Genomic DNA, 16263 nt, shown 5'->3' with positions numbered 1-16263 from the left:
TCAGGCTGCGAAGATCAGCCAGAGCCCCCAGATCGCCAGCCCTGCGCCGCCAAGCTGCGCCAATCGCTCGCCAGCCGGCAGGGCTTTCTCGACGATCACCCAAAGCGCCAGCCCGACGATCCACCAGAGATTCATGATGCCGCCCACGAACAGCAGCGCCATCAACGCCCAGCAGCAGCCAAGGCAATAAGCCCCGTGGCGCAGCCCCAACCGCAGCGCCCCACCGGCTCCGGGCCTGTGGTGCTGCGCGAGGAACTGCGCCGGGGCACGGCAATGCCGCAGGCAAGCGCGCTTGAGCGGGGTGAACTGGTAAAGCCCCGCCAGCAGCAGAATCGCCCCGGCCATCCCCTTGCCGTGCAAGGTCATCATCGGACCATTGAGCACACCACTTTCCGTCAGCCCCCATTGCAGCCCGGTCGCAACCGCGCTGAACAGGGCCCAGGCCAGCAGGTAGCCCAGCAGGAAAACGCCCGCGAGCGCCTGCGCCCTTGCGCCTTCCGGCCCGCGTTTCTTCAGCGCGGTGTAGAGCAGCAAGGTGGGCGCGGCGCTGGGGATCATCATCGCCACCATCATCACCCACCACATCAGGAAAACGAGCAGCGCATAGGCCGCTGTCCAGCCCTGCCCCGGCCCCATCGCCATGGGCTCACCAAGCGGGCGCGCCATGCGCGTCATCTCCAGCGCCGTCATCTGCATGCCGACACCGAACACCGTGTAAGCCCCGGCCAGCAGCGCCGCCAGCCCCGCCGCGCCAGCCACGATCCACTGATCATGGATCAGCCACCGTTCCAGCCCTCCGGTCTGCGCCTTGCCTTGCCCGTCAGGCCCGGACAACGCCCGTGCCCGTCAGGTGCAGATCGGCGAAATGCGCATGGGTGCTGGAGTTCTTCGCCAGCGAGATCGCCCCGCCCATCGTTGTCGTGCTGCCCTTGGCCATCTCCGCGCGGGCGAACTCGAACCCATGGGGCAGGTTGATCGAGATGCGATGCGGATCGCCCGTCACGATGTTGGGGATCGGCACGGCGTCGATCTCGAACACGCCATCGACCACGACGCGCCCTTTGCGCTCGTCCATATCCATCTCAACATGCATCGGCGCAGCAAGTGTGGGGTGGCGGTTGGGGGCCATGGCGGAGAAGACGAACCACATGGTGGCCATCTCATTGGTGTCCTGTCCCGTCATGATCGCCTCCAGCGCGGCCGCCTGTTCGGGCGTCGCGCGGGCGTCGATGATGAGCTGCATCTCGCCCTGGCCTTCATGGATCGCACCGGGCCATTTGTAGGTGCCAGCCGCCATCAGCCCGTCGAGCTGCACATCGCCGTAGTGGCCTTTCTCGATCTGGTAGAAAACGGCCGCCTCGCAGGTGCCATCGCTCGGCAAGACGCCGAATTGGCAGGGGCAGCCGAAGTTGCAGTTACAATTGGCCAGTTCCCGGCCCTGAATACGCCAGTCCTTCATTTGAAATTCCTCTCGCGCTTTCACCCGGCAAAATCACCGGTGTCCTCTCTGCGCGACAGGCAGGCCTGGCCTCTAATCAGCTTGTGTTCAAATTTCCTTCGTGCGCCCGTGTCTGGGCGGAATAGCTGGATAATACCATATTTCCGGCCATTTTCTGAGGCCCCTGCCCCAAAGCGGTCCAAGGTGCTGACCCGCCACGCGGAATCGCGTGGCAGGCGGCTCGGCACGCCCGCAAAACCTCAGAGAATCACGCCGCTCACTCGTAGACGCGCTGATCGTCGATCACCTTGCCATCGTTGGGCAGCGCACCCGGAGCGACGATCTCCACCCGGCCCTTGAGCTTGAGCGTCTGCTGGATGCTGTCGGCATAGGCGTCTGGCTGGCTGGAGTCGGTCTCGATCTGGACCGTCATCACGTCCATCTCGCCTTCCCGCGTGGCGATCACGCGGGCGCGGGCGACCTCGGCGTGGCGGGCCACCAGATCGGCGACCTGCTCGGGTCGCACGAACATGCCCTTGATCTTCGTGGTCTGATCCGCGCGCCCCATCCAGCCCTTGATGCGCATGTTGGAGCGGCCACAGGGGCTTTCCCCAGGCAGCACGGCGGAGAGATCCCCCGTGGCGAAGCGGATCAGCGGGTAATCCGGGTTCAGCGTGGTCACGACAACCTCGCCCACCTCGCCATCGGGCACCGGATCGCCGGTGCCGGGGCGCACGATCTCCACGATCACGCCCTCATCCACGATCATCCCCTCCTGCGCCGGGCTCTCATAGGCGATGTTGCCCAGATCGGCGGTGGCGTAACATTGCAGGCAGGCGATGCCGCGCTCGGCATATTCGGCCCGCAGCGAGGGAAACAGCGCACCGCCGCCAACGGCAGCCTTGGTGATTTTCAGCGGCAGGCCCATCTCGGCGGCCTTATCGAGGATCAGCTTCAGGTAATCGGGCGTGCCGGCATAGGCCGTGGCCCCGATATCATGGGCGGCGCGCGCCTGCAGTTCCGTCTGACCAGTGCCAGCGGGGATCACAGCCGCCCCCACTGCCCGCGCACCGCTTTCAAAGATCATGCCGGCGGGCGTCAGGTGGTAGCCGAAGCAGTTCTGCACGATGTCGCCCTTGCCGATGCCAACCGCATGCAGGAAGCGCCCCATGCGCCACCAATCCCCGCCAAAGCGGCCCGGCTCATAGATCGGCCCCGGCGACTGGAAGATGTGTTCAAACCCGGCATCTGCCGCCGCAAAACCGCCCAGCGGCGGATGCGCGGCCTGTGCCTTGCCGATCTCGGATTTGCGCAGCACCGGCAGCCCCGCCAGATCGGCGCGCGACAGCACCGAACCCGCGCTCACCCCGGCCAGCGATGCCGCATAGCCGGGCAGGCCTTGCGCACGGGCGATCTGCTCGGGCAGCTCCGTTGCGATCCAATCGGCGCGCGCCTCGGCGCTGCGGGTTTCAAGCGAATCGTAATGTGACATATCCGTTCCTACTCGGCCTCTGCGTCTTGCCGGGATAAGCGGCGAAATTTGGGGTGGCTTTCGGGGCCCGTGGCCCGGGTCAGCCCGGCCACGGCACGCGTTTCGGGCACACAGAGCATGTTCACGCAGGTGACGTCTCCGAAGATATCCGTGGGGTTCTCTTTCCAGTTCCCCGCGCTGAACAGCGGTGCCCTGTGCCAGTAACCCGCGTAGCCGAAGCCTGCGAGCAGCCCGCACAGCACCTCGGCGCTCTCGGGGTGATCGGCCTCAAGATAAAGCACCGGGCGGTGGGTCTCGATGAGCCCTTTCGCGCCGCGCAGAAGCTCGGCCTCATGGCCTTCCACATCGGCCTTGATCAGGGCGAGCGACGTGCAGCGCAGCATGTCGTCGAGCGGCAAGAGCGGCACGGACACGGCGCCATGCCCGGGTTTGGCTTTCTGCATATGTGCCACCGACAGCCCGCCGAAATTGAACGCCCCTCCGGTGCGGATGCGCGCCATCTCGATGCGCGCTTCGGCTGAGGCCACGCCGGCGTTCAGGATGCGGGTGTTGTCGCAGCCGTTGATCAGCGTGTTGAACGCCAGCAAGCGGGCTGTCTCGGGCATCATCTCGATAGCGAAAACCGTGCCATTGGGACCGACTTTCTGGCTGAAAGGCACCGTATGCGCCCCGATATTGGCCCCGGCATCCACCACCGTATCGCCCGGCTTCAACACCTGCGACAGCAGCGCCATCTCTGCCGGGCACCACTCGCCATAGGCCGCAAGCGAGCGCCCGATGTACATATCCTGCGGATAGGCCGCCATCGGGCCGTAGCGCGTCTGGTGCAGCGCGTAGCCGGGAGGGGCCGGATAAGGGGCGGGCTTGGGGGATGGGACCTCGGGTTCGGACACGTTCTGTGCTCCCGCCTCAGCTCAGCCAGCGCTTGCGGCGGCGGTAGGAGCGCACGTCGCGGAAGCTCTTGCGCCCTTCATCGGACATGCCGAGGTAGAATTCTTTCACGTCCGGGTTCTCGCGCAGCTCGGCGGCGGGGCCGTCCATCACCACGCGGCCCGATTCAAGGATGTAGCCGTAATGGGCAAAACGCAGCGCCACGTTGGTGTTCTGTTCGGCCAGCAGGAAGGAGACGCCCTCCTTCTCGTTGAGATCGCGCACGATGGTGAAGATCTCCTCCACCAGCTGCGGCGCGAGCCCCATGCTGGGCTCATCGAGCAGGATCGTCTCGGGCCGGCTCATCAGCGCGCGCCCGATGGCGACCATCTGCTGCTCCCCGCCCGAGGTATAGCCCGCCTGCGATTTGCGGCGTTCCTTCAGGCGCGGGAAGTAATCGTAGACCATCTCCAGATCGCTCGCGATCGCACCCTTGCCCTCGCGGCGGGTATAGGCGCCGGTGAGCAGGTTTTCCTCGACGGTCAGGTGTTCGAAACAATGGCGGCCTTCCATCACCTGGATCACGCCGCGTTTCACGAGGTCCGCCGGGTTCAAATCCGCCACGGAATCTCCGCGGTAGTGGATGCTGCCCTTCGTCACCTCGCCACGCTCGCTGGCCAAGAGGTTGCTGATCGCCTTGAGCGTGGTTGTCTTGCCCGCGCCATTTCCGCCCAAAAGCGCGGTGATGCCGCCCTTTGGCACGGTCAGGCTCACGCCTTTGAGCACGAGGATCACGTGGTTGTAGATCACCTCGATGTTGTTGACCTCAAGCAGGGTTTCCTGGGTGCGTCCGGCGTCAAGCATGGCGAAGGGCCTTCGGTTAACTGGTGTCTGTGGGGGGTGCCCCGGCCCGAGGGAGGCCGGGGCAAGGCGCATTAGTTGCAGCGCATCTCGATGTTGTTTTCCGCGGCAAAGGCCTCGGAATCCTCCACCACCAGCGCGTTGATCACGTCCTTGTCGGACTGGATCATGTCGGTGATGATGTTCCACTTCTTCGCGGTGGCATCCCACTGCTGTACCATGCCGAGGCCGGGGCCGCCGTGGTTGTCGCAGGAGACGGCGAACTCAGGGCCGAAGCCCGGCATGCCGTTGCCTTCCAGCGTGGCGGCGGTGATTTCCAGCGCCTCCATGCCGTCGCGCATCATGGCCGGGGTGATGTCGCCCGTGCCGTGAATCTCCTGCGCCTTCTTGGCGGCTTCGGCAGCCAGCATCGCGGCGTAGAGGCCACGGGAGTAAAGCACCGAGCCGATCTGATCGCCTGCGCCAGCGGCCTTGCCCGCATCCACGACGTATTTCTGGATGTCGGCGTAGATCGGGTAATCCGAACCGGTGCCGTGCAGCGCGAGGGATTTGTAGCCGTTGGCACCATCGCCAGCGGGCAGCACGTCATTCTCGGAGCCGGACCACCAGACGCCGATGAAGTTCTCCATCGGGAAACGGATGTTAGCGGCTTCCTGAATGGCGACCTGGTTCATCACGCCCCAGCCCCACATCAGCACGTAATCCGGGCGCTCGCGACGGATCTGCAGCCACTGGCTCTTCTGCTCCTGGCCGGGGTGGTCCACGGCGATGGTGGTCAGCTCGTAGCCATGCTTGGCGGACAGCTCTTCCAGCGTGCGGATCGGCTCCTTGCCGTAGGCAGAGTTGTGGTAGACCAGCGCGATCTTCTTGCCGGAGAGATCCCCGCCGTTGATGTCGAGCAGGTGGTTCACCGCGATCGAAGCGCCGTCCCAGTAGTTGGCCGGGTAGTTGAACACATGGGAGAAGACCTTGCCGTTGGCGGCGGAGGTACGGCCATAGCCCATGGTGTGAAGCGGGATGCCGTCAGCCGTCACTTTCGGGATCAGCTGGTAGGTAATGCCGGTGGAGAGCGGCTGATAGACGAGCGAGCCTTCGCCCTTGGTCGCCTCGTAGCACTCAACGCCCTTCTCGGTGTTGTAGCCGGTTTCGCATTCGATGACGTTCGTCATCACGCCGCCAATGCCGCCGTCACGCTCGTTGAGCAGCGTGAAATAGTCGGCATAACCGTCGGCGAAGGGGATGCCGCCAGCCGCATAGGGGCCGGTGCGGTAGGAGAGCGAGGGGAACACGAGGTCCGCCATCGCGGGCGCAGCGGCCATCAAGCCGGTGAGCGCCATGGTTGCCAGTTTCAGTTTCATTCTTGTCTTCCTCCCATGTTGTCCCCCTTGTGCACCTGGGGGCCATCTGTCGCGGTGCCGTTCCTCCTCGAACGATCCCGCTTGCGTTCCCCTGCGAATAGCAGGGATTTCTCGGGTCGCCCCTAGTGGGGGAACGGCCAAAGCCTCAGTTTTTCCTTCGTCAGCCGCCAGAGCTGCGCGAGCCCGTGCGGCTCCACGATCAGGAACAGGACGATCAGCCCGCCCACGATCATGAATTCCAGATGCGCCGCCAGATCAGTGGCCCAGCCGAGCCCGCCCACCAGCACGTTCTTCAGCAGCACCGGCAGCAGCACCATGAAGGCCGCCCCCGCGAAGCTTCCGAAGATCGAGCCCAGCCCGCCGATGATGATCATGAACAGCACAAGGAAGCTCTTGTTGATGCCGAAGGCCTCGCCCACTTCCACCGCGCCAAGATAAACGGAGAAGAACAGCGCACCGGCGATGCCGATGAAGAAGCTCGACACGGCGAAGGCCGAGAGCTTCGCGCCCAGCGGGTTCACCCCGATGATCTCGGCGGCGATGTCCATGTCGCGGATCGCCATCCAGCGGCGGCCCGTCGCGCCGCGCGTCAGGTTGCGCGCGATCCAGGCGCAGGCCACGACGAAGACGAGACAGATCATGTATTTCGCCCAGGCCTCGGTGTTGGGGCCAGTGACGACCACGCCCAGCACGCTGCGCTCCGGCGCGTTGATCTGGCCCGAGGCCGAGTAGTTGTAGAACCACGGCACCTTGTTGAAGAGCCAGACAAGGAAGAACTGCGCTGCCAGCGTGGCAACCGCCAGGTAGAAGCCCTTGATCCGCAGTGACGGCAGGCCGAAGAGAACCCCGACAGCCGCCGTGATGCCGCCCGACAGGATCACGTGGATCACGATGGAGACATCGGGAAAGCCTGTCATCAGCTTGTAGCAGGCATAGGCCCCCACCGCCATGAACCCGCCGGTGCCAAGGCTCACTTGCCCGCAGTAGCCGGTCAGGATGTTCAGCCCGATCGCGGCAATCGCGTAGATCAGGAAGGGCACGAAAACGGCACTGGCCCAGTAATCGTTGATGATGAAAGGGATGACCCCGAAGGCCACCGCCAGCACCGCGTAGTAGCGGTAGCGATCGAACTTGATCGGGAAGGTCTGGCTGTCGTCCTTGTAGGAGGTATGAAAATCTCCGGCCTCACGATAGAGCATCAGCCGATCTCCCGTTTCAGTGTCAGGTAGCAATAGGTGCCGCTCATAAGCCCGATGAAGGCAAAGCCCATGGCGGTGAGGATCTCGCGCGAGGCTTCCGGCGCGGCCGTCAGGGCCAGTGCACCGAAGATCCAGAACAGCCCCCAGGAGACGACATTGACGAGCGCCAGCACCTTGCGCGCACGGGCGCGGCTCGGGGCGGCGGCCGGAGCGCCGCCGGGTGTGAAAGTGTCAGACGCGTTCAATGATTTTCTCCCCAAACAGGCCCTGCGGGCGGAACACAAGGAACAGCAGCGCCAGCACATAGGCGAACCAGTTCTCGGTGGCGCCGCCGACCATGGGGCCGATGGCAAATTCAAACAGTTTCTCGCCCACGCCGATGATCAGCCCGCCGACGATGGCACCGGGGATCGAGGTGAAGCCCCCGAGCATCAGCACCGGCAGGGCCTTCAGCGCGATCAGCGAGAGGCTGAACTGCACGCCCGATTTCGCGCCCCACATGATCCCGGCCACCAGCGCCACGAACCCGGCGATGGACCACACCAGCACCCAGATGAAGCGCAGGGAGATGCCCACCGAGAGCGCAGCCTGGTGATCGTCGGCCACGGCACGCAGCGCGCGGCCCTGCTTGGAATATTGCGAAAACAGCGTCAGCCCGATCACCAGCAGCGCCGCGATGAGCGTGGCGAAAATGTCCAGCTTGTCGATGAAGAAGCCATAGCCGAACCAGTCGAAGGTCGTCTGGTCGATGGTGTCGGAGATGCCCTGCGGCAGGCCCACGTCGAGCTTCTTGATGTCGGAGCCCCACATCAGATCGCCCAAACCTTCAAGGAAATAGGCAAGGCCGATGGTGGCCATGAAAAGGATGATCGGCTCCTGGTTCACGAGGTGGCGCAGCACGATGCGCTCCACGAGGATCGCCAGCAGCACCATGACCCCGATGGTCAGCACGATGGCCACGACGGCGGGCAGGTGCCAGCCGAAATGGTGCAGATCGGTGCCGAGAATGGCGTTGATCAGATGGGCAAAGGGGATCTGCCCCTCCTGCAGGCCCACGAGCGTGAGCGCCGCGAAAAGCGCCATCACCCCTTGGGCGTAGTTGAAGATGCCGGAGGCCTTGAAGATGAGCACGAAGCCCAGCGCCACCAGCGCATAGAGCACGCCGGCCATCAGGCCGTTGAGCGTGACCTCCATCGCGAAGAGCAGTTGATCAGGCATGGGTGTCCCCTCCGCGAGAGATGATGTTTGAAAGGGTGAGACGGTCAATCATGGGCCACCCCCAGGTAAGCGTCGATCACATCCTGGTTGTTGCGCACCTCATCGGGCGTGCCGTCACCGATCTTCTTGCCGTAATCCATCACGACAACCCGGTCGCTCAGGTCCATGACCACGCCCATGTCGTGTTCGATCAGGGCGATGGTCGTGCCGAATTCGTCGTTCACGTCGAGGATGAAGCGGCTCATGTCCTCCTTCTCCTCCACGTTCATCCCGGCCATGGGCTCATCGAGCAGCAGAAGGCTCGGCTCTGCCGCCAGCGCGCGGGCCAGTTCGACGCGTTTCTTCAGGCCGTAAGGCAAGCGGCCCACCGGCGTCTTGCGGATGTGCTGGATCTCGAGGAAGTCGATCACCTTCTCCACCAGCTCGCGGTTGGCGACCTCTTCCTTCTCGGCCTTGCCCCACCACATCGCCTGGCTGAACAGCCCGCTCTTCATATGGGTCAGACGGCCCGTCATCACGTTGTCCAGAACGCTCATGCCCTCAAAAAGCGCGATGTTCTGGAAGGTGCGGGCGATGCCCTGCTGGGCCACCTGGTAGGGCCTCATCATCGGGCGCTTGGCACCCTTGTAGCGCACCTCGCCCTCCTGCGGGCGGTAGAAGCCCGAGATGACATTGAGCATGGAGGATTTGCCCGCCCCGTTGGGGCCAATGATCGCGCGGATCTCGCCTTCGCGGATGTCGAAGCTGATGTCCTTGATCGCCACCACGCCGCCGAAACGCAGGGTGATGTTCTTCATCTCCATCAGCACGCCGCCGATCTTGCGGCCATCGGCTGTGGTATAGCCTTCGCTGGCATCAAGCATGGCGCGGCCCTCGTGTGTTCGTGTGAATTTGCATCGTCATTCTGCCGCCATCCGTTCGCCGCCGCCCACGACCTTCGCGTCGCGGATTTCCAGGGTGGCCGAGATCGAGCCCTTGCGGCCGTCCTCGTAGGTGACTTCCGTCTTGGTGAAGATCTCGGGCGAGCCGTCGTAGAGCGCCGTGATCAGATCGGCGAATTTCTCCTCCACGATGCGGCGCCGGACCTTGCGGGTGCGGGTCATCTCGCCATCGTCGGCGTCCAGCTCCTTGTGCAGGATCAGGAAGCGGTGGATCTGGCAGCCCGAGAGCATCTCGTCCTGCGCCACGCTTTCGTTCACCTCGGCCAAATGGGCCTCAATCATGGCATAGACTTTCGGGTGCCCGGCGAGCTCCTGATAGGAGGCGTAAGCGATGTTGTTGCGCTCCGCCCAGTTGCCCACGGCGGTGAGATCGATGTTGATGAAGGCAGTGCACATCTCGCGATCTGCACCAAAGACAACGGCCTCAAGGATGTTGGGGTAGAACTTGAGCTTGTTCTCCACGTATTTCGGCGCAAAGAGCCGCCCGTCGGCCATCTTGCCCACATCCTTGGCGCGGTCGATGATGCGCAGGTGTCCGGTGGCTTCCTCGATGAAGCCTGCGTCCCCGGTGGCCACCCAGCCCTCGGCATCCTTCGTGCCGGCAGTGCTTTCGGCGTTCTTGTAGTATTCCACGAAGACACCCGGCGAGCGGTAGAACACCTCGCCGCTCTCGGCGATGCGGATCTCCACGCCCGGCGAGGCCACGCCCACCGTATCGGAGCGCACTTCGCCATCGGGCTGCTGGGTGATGAAGACGCTGGCCTCTGTCTGGCCGTAAAGCTGCTTCAGGTTGATGCCGAGCGAGCGGTAGAAATCGAAGATCTCCGGCCCGATCGCCTCACCCGCCGTGTAGCCCACGCGCACCCGCGAAAACCCGAGCGTGTTCTTCAGCGGCCCGTAGATCAGCACCTCGCCCAGCGCGTATTTGAAGCGGTCAAACCCACCCACGGGCTTGCCGTCCAGAATGGCGGGGCCCACCTTGCGGGCGTGATCCATGCAGCGTTTGAACAGCCAGCGCTTGAAGCGGCCGGCGTCCTCCATGCGGATCATCACATTGGTGAGCAGGGTTTCAAACACGCGCGGCGGGGCGAAGTAATAGGTCGGCCCAATCTCGCGCAGGTCCGTCATCATCGTGTCGGGGCTTTCGGGGCAGTTCACGCAGAAGCCCGCGTAAAACGCCTGCCCGATCGAGAAGATGAAATCCCCGACCCATGCCATCGGCAGATAGGCCAGAACCTCTTCGCCCTCGCCCAGATGATCGAATTTCGCCGAGTTCTCGCTGGTGACAAGGATGTTGCGGTTGGAAAGCACCACGCCCTTGGGCCGCCCGGTGGTGCCGGAGGTGTAGAGCATGACGCAGATGTCATCGAGGCGCAGCGCGGCGCGGCGGCGCGCCAGTTCGGGCATGAATTCATCATAGGCGGCGCGGCCCTGATCCTGCACATGTTTGAAATCATGCAGGCGGGAGTGATCATATTTCCTCAGGCCGCGGGCATCGAGGTAGATCATGTGCTCGAACTGGTGCAAGCGCTCCTGCACCTCGATCACCTTGTCCACCTGCTCCTGATCGCCCGCGATCACGAAGCGCGCGCCGCAGTGTTCCAGCACATAGGCCATCTCTTCGGCCACGGCGTCCTGATAGAGCGGCACCGGCACGGCACCCACGCTCTGCACAGCCACGAAGGACCAGTAGAGATAGGGGCGGTTGCGACCGATGATGGCGACGAAATCGCCGGGCTTCACGCCAAGGTTCAGCAGGCCCAGCGCAAGCGCTTCCACCTCTTTCTCGGTCTCGGCCCAGCTCCAGCTTTGCCAGATCCCGAACTCCTTCTCGCGAAACGCGGGCCGTGCCCCACGCTCAGCGGCGTTGCGCAGCAGCAGTGCCGGCACAGACTCCGGCACAGATTTTTGCACGCCGGAAGACGCTTTCGTGTCCAACTGTTTTCTCCTCCCGTGCCGCAAGCTCCTCAACTGGCGGCGGCGATCGCATGGCTGCGATTCTTTTCCCCTCAAGGGTGACGCGATATTTCTGGGCGTCAATTTTTTCCTGATGTTTTCCCAATCCTTACGAATTGTAACAGCGGGCTTGCGGGCCTTTTCTTTCCATGCATGCCGGTGCTAGCGATAGGGAAGCGAGGAGCACACCATGGCACTGACCGAGGCCGAACGCAGCCGGATGACGCGCGCCGGGCTGAACCTGATCCAGCAGGCGATCTCCATCTATGACGCCGATCTGCGGCTCGCCGTCTGGAACGATCGCTTCAAGGAGATGTTCGATCTGCCCGAGCGGCTGGTGACGCGCGGCGCGAGCTTTGCCGAAACCATCCGCCATCTCGTGGAACGCGGCGAATACGGCGAGGTCGAGGATGTGGAGGCCTGGGTGACGGAGCGCGTGGCGCTGGCGCAGGCGTTTGAGCCCCACTACGTCGAGCGCCGCCGCGCCAATGGCCGGGTTGTGTCCATTGAAGGCGCGCCTTTGCCGATGGGCGGCTGGGTGACGGTCTATACCGACATCACCGGCACCAAGCAGCAGGAGGATCTGCTGCGCGCCCGTTCCGAGAGCCTTTCGGATCAGCTGCTCTCGCGCGCCGAAGAGCTTTCCGCCACCAACCGCGCGCTGGCGGCTACCAATACCGCACTCGAACAGGCCAAGCGCGAGCTGATGGAGATGGAGCAGCGCACCCGGCTCACCGCCGAGATGATGCCGGCCCATATCGCCCGCGTCGGCACTGATCAGCGCTACACCTACTCCAACAGGCGGCTCTCCTCGGTGATGCCCGAACGCGCGACGGACATCCTCGGCATGACGATGCGCGAAGCCCTTGGCCGCCACGCCTGGGCGCAGATCGAGCCGCATTTCGCGCAGGCGCTCTTGGGGGAGGGCTCGGTCTTCGAGTTCACCGAAGAGGTCGCTGGCCGCCGCATCCGCGTGGCGCTCACCCCCGATGAGGCCGAAGGCGGCGTGCGCGGCGTCTACATCCTGTCGATGGATGTGACGGAGGAAGTACAGGCGCGTACCGCTCTGGGCCAGACGATGAAACGCGAGCTGGCCGCGCAGATGACAAGCGGCATGGCCCATGATTTCGCCAACCTTCTGACGATCATGATCGGCATGCAGAGCAAGCTGGCCCGGATGGATCTGCAGCCCGACGCGCTGGCGCTGGTGGAGGCCACCAAGGCCGCCGTCGCGCGCGGTGGCTCGCTTCTGGAGAAGATCGCCAGCGTCTCCTCCCCGCGCGAAATGCACCCGGCCCCCACCGATCTGAACCGCCTGCTCGCCGATCTGCGCCTGCTCGCAGAGCCGAGCCTGCCCGAACATATCGCGCTGAAGATCGACGCCGCGCCGCTGGAGGGGCTCTTCCACCTCGACGCAGGCGCGCTGCAGGATTCGCTGCTGAACCTCGTGATCAACGCGCGGGATTCCCTTGGTGCAACACCGGGGGAGATCCGGCTCACCCTGCGCGCGCAGAAAGAGACATGGATCGAGATCGAAGTCAGCGACACCGGCCCCGGCTTTTCCGAGATTGCCCTGCGGCGCGGGCTCGATCCCTTCTTCACCACCAAGGGCGGTGAGGGGAGCGGGCTGGGGCTGTCGATGGTCTATGATTCCACCAAGCTCGCCGGCGGTCAGGTGCGGCTGGCCAACACCCGCCACGGCGCCAGCGTCACCCTGCGCCTGCCCTTTCGCCGCCTGCGTGCGACGTGGGAGCCGACGCTCGTGGTGCTGGTGGAAGACAGCCCCGAAATCCGCGAATCCGTGCGCGACATGCTCACCGAACTGGGCCACAGCGTGATCGAGGCCGAAAGCGCCGAGGAAGCGCTGGCGCTGGCGCATCTGCCCGGCGTGGGGCTCGTGCTGTCCGACATCATGCTCGCCGGGGACCGCACCGGGCTTTCGCTGCTGGACGAGTTGCGGCAGGCCGCGCCACAGATCCCCGGCTGCCTGATGACAAGCCTGCCCCCCGGCGATCCCCTGCGCCAGCAGGCCGCCGCCCGCTACCCGCTGCTCGCCAAACCTTTCGGGGCAGGCAGCCTCGCCCGTTTTCTTGATCCGCAGGAGGAGGCCACCCCATGAGCCTGCCTTACGTCACCGTGCTGGATGATGAGCCCGAAATCCGCCGTATGCTGGTGGACGCCTTGGAAGAGGCAGGCTTTCGCACCGCCAGCTTTTCCCGCGCGACCGAGTTCGAAGCCTCGCTCGCCAAGGAGGTGCCCGATGTCTGCCTCGTCGATCTCGGCCTGCCCGACAAGGACGGGCTGGCGCTGGTGCACCGGCTGGCACTGGAAAGCGGCGCGGCGATCATCATCATCTCGGGCCGCGCGCAGGTGCAGGATCGGGTCACGGGGCTGGAACTGGGGGCCGATGACTACATCATCAAGCCGTTCGATCCCGCCGAAGTGGTGGCCCGCATCCGCGCCCGCCTGCGCAAGGAGCGCAGCCCCGGCAAGCCCAGCGAAACCGCGCGCTTCGAGGGCTGGACGGCCCATTTCGACCGCTACATCTTGGAAGACGCGCAAGGCGGGCAGACGCCCTTCTCCCACGCCGAAGGCGAAGTGCTGCGCCTGTTTCTGTCCAGCCCCAAACGGCTGATCAGCCGCGCCCAGATGCAGGAAAGCCTCGGCGGGGCAGCCGGCGAAAGCTTTGATCGGGCTATGGACGTGCGCATCTCGCGCCTGCGCACCAAGCTGCAGGAAGATCCGAAAAACCCCCGTCTGATTAAGACGATCTACGGCGCGGGCTATATCTTTCTGGGCGATGTGAGCTGGTCCTGAGCCGAACCCTAGCGCGGCGGCTGCACCTCGTAGCCCGGCTCTTCTGGCTCATCGTCCACCATCTCCGGCGGAAACCCCGGTGCCAGCACCGAAAGCCCCGTCGCCTCTTCCAGCCGCTTGATGATGTTGGGCGAAAGCTCCCGCGCGCCGTAGCGGGCGATGCCGTCCTTGAAGATCGAGATCATCAGCGGGTTCATCTCCAAAGGCACTCCGGCGCGGTCGGCAACCTCCTGAAACAGGCCGATGTCCTTCAGCACCAGATCCATCGTGAAGCTGATGTCGCGGCTGCCGTTCAGGATCACCTGGCTTTCGGTCTCGTGGACGAAGGAATTTCCCGAGGAAATACGGATTGCCTCGAAAGCGGTGTTCAGATCCATGCCTGCGCCCTTGGCAACGGTGAGCGCTTCGGCGCAGGAGATCAGGTTCGCCGTCGCTAGGAAATTGGTGATCACCTTCAGCACCGAGGCGCTGCCCAGATCGCCCGTGTGCAGCACCCGGCGGCCCATGGTGGTCAGAAGCGGCAGGATGCGCTCAAAGGTTTCCCGCGTGCAGCCTGCGAAAATGGCGATATTGCCGGTCGCGGCCCGGTGGCAGCCACCCGACACCGGGCAATCCACCGCCTCGCCCCCCGCCGCGATCACCTTGGCCCCCAACCGCTTCACCTCGGCCTCATCGGTGGTCGACATCTCCATCCAGATCTTGCCCGGCTCCATGGCTGCGAGCAGCCCGTCGGGCGCTTCCAGAACCGCCGCGCTGGCCGCCGGGCTCGGCAAGCATGTGATCACCGCCTCGCAAGCCGCCATCAGCGCGGCAGGGCTCTCGGCAATCCACGCGCCCTGGGTCGCAAATTGCGCGCGCTTGCCGGGGTCCAGATCCAGAACCCCCACGTCATGGCCATTGCGCAAAAGACTGCCGCAAAGCTTGCCACCCACATTGCCCAATCCTACGAACCCGATCTTCATAGCTGCCCTCTCCCTTGAAGCACTGCGCCGCCGCCCCACCCTGAAACGCCGCGCCGCGCCCGGTCTGTCCTGAAAGCGACGGCGCTTTCGGAGGGGCCTGCATTGCATTCATGCACAACCACGGCGCACAAGCGCGCAGTCCCCCGCATTGCCGCACAGCGCCGTACCGCCTATCTCTGGCAGGAAAGGAGATCTGCCATGTCCATCAGACCCGTCAAATCCATCTCCCCCGCGATTCCCACCATGGAAGGCGCCGGGGTGAAACTGCACCGCGCGTTCGGCTTCGAGGATCCGTCTATGCTCGATCCCTTCCTGCTGTTTGACGATTTCCGCAACGAACGGCCCGAAGACTTCCTGAAAGGCTTCCCCTGGCACCCGCACCGGGGCATCGAAACCATCACCTACGTGCTGAACGGCACGGTGGAGCATGGCGATTCCCTCGGCAACGAAGGCACGCTCGCCGCTGGCGACGTGCAATGGATGACGGCAGGCTCCGGCATCCTCCATCAGGAAATGCCCAAGGGCAACGCCAAGGGCCAGATGCACGGCTTCCAGCTCTGGGCGAACCTGCCCGCGAGCCTCAAGATGACAGCCCCGCGCTATCAGGACGTGGAAGGCAAGGAGATCCCCGAGATCATCGACGACGACGGCACCCGCGTGAAGGTGATCGTGGGCGAGTTCTGGGGCAAACGTGGCCCCGTGGACGGCATCGCCACCGATCCGCAATACCTCGATGTCTTCGTGCCCGCCGGTGTGCGCAAAAGCTTCAAGATCGACACCTACCGCCACGCCTTCGCCTATATCTTCGACGGCTCCGGACGCTTCGCTGATGCCTCCGCCCCGCGCGGGGTGCTTCTGGAGAAAGAGGTGCGCGGCGAAGAGGTCAACATCCGCGATCTCTCCGGCGACCGCACGCTTGTGCAGTTTTCCACCGGCGACGAGGTGACAGTGCAGGCCGGCCCGCAAGGCATCCGCTTCCTGCTGATCTCCGGCGCGCCGCTGGAAGAGCCGGTGGCCTGGCACGGGCCCATCGTGATGAACACGCGCGAGGAACTGATGCAGGCCTTCGCCGAGCTGCGCAACGGCACCTTCATCAAACCGGCGCACTAAGCCGAAGCGTGCGCGGGGCTTGTGCCCCGCACCCCGGGATA

The 16263-nt window shown here is 64.4% G+C and carries 15 protein-coding genes; 3 read left to right on the top strand and 12 right to left on the bottom strand.

Going from position 1 to position 16263, the window contains the following annotated elements; all coding sequences use genetic code 11:
* The 11 genes from KVX96_RS18340 to KVX96_RS18290 all read right to left on the bottom strand — a co-directional run bounded on the left by KVX96_RS18340 (nucleotide 1) and on the right by KVX96_RS18290 (nucleotide 11279).
* On the bottom strand, nucleotides 1-834 hold the full coding sequence (locus KVX96_RS18340) for a DUF2182 domain-containing protein (protein WP_261196265.1): 834 nt from the start codon (nucleotides 832-834) through the stop codon (nucleotides 1-3).
* Nucleotides 821-1459 (bottom strand): DUF1326 domain-containing protein, encoded by a 639-nt coding sequence (locus tag KVX96_RS18335; protein WP_261196264.1) that lies wholly within the window; start codon nucleotides 1457-1459, stop codon nucleotides 821-823. The genes KVX96_RS18340 and KVX96_RS18335 overlap by 14 nt, the downstream gene beginning before the upstream one ends.
* Nucleotides 1460-1715: 256 nt before the next feature.
* The gene (locus KVX96_RS18330; RefSeq protein WP_261196263.1) at nucleotides 1716-2930 is read right to left on the bottom strand and encodes a phenylacetate--CoA ligase family protein; all 1215 of its coding nucleotides are present in this window, start codon (nucleotides 2928-2930) and stop codon (nucleotides 1716-1718) included.
* An 8-nt stretch (nucleotides 2931-2938) separates the two neighbouring features.
* The gene (locus KVX96_RS18325; RefSeq protein ID WP_261196262.1) at nucleotides 2939-3823 is read right to left on the bottom strand and encodes an FkbM family methyltransferase; all 885 of its coding nucleotides are present in this window, start codon (nucleotides 3821-3823) and stop codon (nucleotides 2939-2941) included.
* Between the two features lie 16 nt (nucleotides 3824-3839).
* On the bottom strand, nucleotides 3840-4664 hold the full coding sequence (locus KVX96_RS18320) for an ABC transporter ATP-binding protein (RefSeq protein WP_261196261.1): 825 nt from the start codon (nucleotides 4662-4664) through the stop codon (nucleotides 3840-3842).
* Between the two features lie 71 nt (nucleotides 4665-4735).
* Entirely contained in the window at nucleotides 4736-6019 is a 1284-nt protein-coding gene (locus tag KVX96_RS18315; protein ID WP_261196260.1) for an ABC transporter substrate-binding protein, read from the bottom strand.
* A 122-nt stretch (nucleotides 6020-6141) separates the two neighbouring features.
* Nucleotides 6142-7218 (bottom strand): branched-chain amino acid ABC transporter permease, encoded by a 1077-nt coding sequence (locus KVX96_RS18310; RefSeq protein ID WP_261196259.1) that lies wholly within the window; start codon nucleotides 7216-7218, stop codon nucleotides 6142-6144.
* Nucleotides 7218-7463: a hypothetical protein gene (locus KVX96_RS18305; RefSeq protein ID WP_261196258.1), complete on the bottom strand. Its 246-nt coding sequence runs from the start codon at nucleotides 7461-7463 to the stop codon at nucleotides 7218-7220. Before KVX96_RS18305 ends, KVX96_RS18310 begins: the two co-directional genes overlap by 1 nt.
* A complete protein-coding gene (locus KVX96_RS18300) occupies nucleotides 7450-8436 on the bottom strand; it encodes a branched-chain amino acid ABC transporter permease (RefSeq protein WP_261196257.1) in 987 nt (328 codons plus the stop codon). The genes KVX96_RS18305 and KVX96_RS18300 overlap by 14 nt, the downstream gene beginning before the upstream one ends.
* A 44-nt stretch (nucleotides 8437-8480) precedes the next feature.
* On the bottom strand, nucleotides 8481-9299 hold the full coding sequence (locus KVX96_RS18295; protein WP_261196255.1) for an ABC transporter ATP-binding protein: 819 nt from the start codon (nucleotides 9297-9299) through the stop codon (nucleotides 8481-8483).
* Between the two features lie 36 nt (nucleotides 9300-9335).
* Nucleotides 9336-11279, bottom strand: a complete 1944-nt coding sequence (locus KVX96_RS18290; protein WP_261196253.1) for an AMP-binding protein — start codon at nucleotides 11277-11279, stop codon at nucleotides 9336-9338.
* Nucleotides 11280-11523: 244 nt separating this feature from the next.
* On the opposite strand from KVX96_RS18290, the gene KVX96_RS18285 reads away from it, so the two are divergent.
* Both KVX96_RS18285 and KVX96_RS18280 read left to right on the top strand, forming a co-directional pair.
* On the top strand, nucleotides 11524-13452 hold the full coding sequence (locus KVX96_RS18285; RefSeq protein WP_261196252.1) for a PAS-domain containing protein: 1929 nt from the start codon (nucleotides 11524-11526) through the stop codon (nucleotides 13450-13452).
* Nucleotides 13449-14150, top strand: a complete 702-nt coding sequence (locus tag KVX96_RS18280; RefSeq protein WP_261196251.1) for a response regulator transcription factor — start codon at nucleotides 13449-13451, stop codon at nucleotides 14148-14150. The genes KVX96_RS18285 and KVX96_RS18280 overlap by 4 nt, the downstream gene beginning before the upstream one ends.
* 8 nt (nucleotides 14151-14158) lie before the next feature.
* On the opposite strand, the gene KVX96_RS18275 is transcribed toward KVX96_RS18280, so the two are convergent.
* A complete protein-coding gene (locus KVX96_RS18275; RefSeq protein ID WP_261196250.1) occupies nucleotides 14159-15112 on the bottom strand; it encodes an NAD(P)-dependent oxidoreductase in 954 nt (317 codons plus the stop codon).
* 198 nt (nucleotides 15113-15310) lie between these two features.
* Here KVX96_RS18275 and KVX96_RS18270 point away from each other — a divergent pair, with 198 nt between their 5' ends.
* Nucleotides 15311-16222: a pirin family protein gene (locus tag KVX96_RS18270; protein WP_261196249.1), complete on the top strand. Its 912-nt coding sequence runs from the start codon at nucleotides 15311-15313 to the stop codon at nucleotides 16220-16222.
* Nucleotides 16223-16263: the final 41 nt, after the last annotated feature.

The sequence above is a fragment of the Pseudoruegeria sp. SHC-113 genome (genome assembly GCF_025376885.1).
Classification (GTDB): Bacteria; Pseudomonadota; Alphaproteobacteria; order Rhodobacterales; family Rhodobacteraceae; genus Pseudoruegeria.
Note: the sequence above shows the minus strand (reverse complement) of the source record. Positions and strands in the feature narration are given on the sequence as shown.

Coding starts and splice junctions, on each gene's coding strand:
- KVX96_RS18335 (WP_261196264.1), bottom strand. CDS start 1,459: ATGAAGGACTGGCGTATTCAGGGCCGGGAACTGGCCAATTGTAACTGC.
- KVX96_RS18330 (WP_261196263.1), bottom strand. CDS start 2,930: ATGTCACATTACGATTCGCTTGAAACCCGCAGCGCCGAGGCGCGCGCC.
- KVX96_RS18320 (WP_261196261.1), bottom strand. CDS start 4,664: ATGCTTGACGCCGGACGCACCCAGGAAACCCTGCTTGAGGTCAACAAC.
- KVX96_RS18315 (WP_261196260.1), bottom strand. CDS start 6,019: ATGAAACTGAAACTGGCAACCATGGCGCTCACCGGCTTGATGGCCGCT.
- KVX96_RS18310 (WP_261196259.1), bottom strand. CDS start 7,218: ATGCTCTATCGTGAGGCCGGAGATTTTCATACCTCCTACAAGGACGAC.
- KVX96_RS18300 (WP_261196257.1), bottom strand. CDS start 8,436: ATGCCTGATCAACTGCTCTTCGCGATGGAGGTCACGCTCAACGGCCTG.
- KVX96_RS18295 (WP_261196255.1), bottom strand. CDS start 9,299: ATGCTTGATGCCAGCGAAGGCTATACCACAGCCGATGGCCGCAAGATC.
- KVX96_RS18285 (WP_261196252.1), top strand. CDS start 11,524: ATGGCACTGACCGAGGCCGAACGCAGCCGGATGACGCGCGCCGGGCTG.
- KVX96_RS18280 (WP_261196251.1), top strand. CDS start 13,449: ATGAGCCTGCCTTACGTCACCGTGCTGGATGATGAGCCCGAAATCCGC.
- KVX96_RS18275 (WP_261196250.1), bottom strand. CDS start 15,112: ATGAAGATCGGGTTCGTAGGATTGGGCAATGTGGGTGGCAAGCTTTGC.
- KVX96_RS18270 (WP_261196249.1), top strand. CDS start 15,311: ATGTCCATCAGACCCGTCAAATCCATCTCCCCCGCGATTCCCACCATG.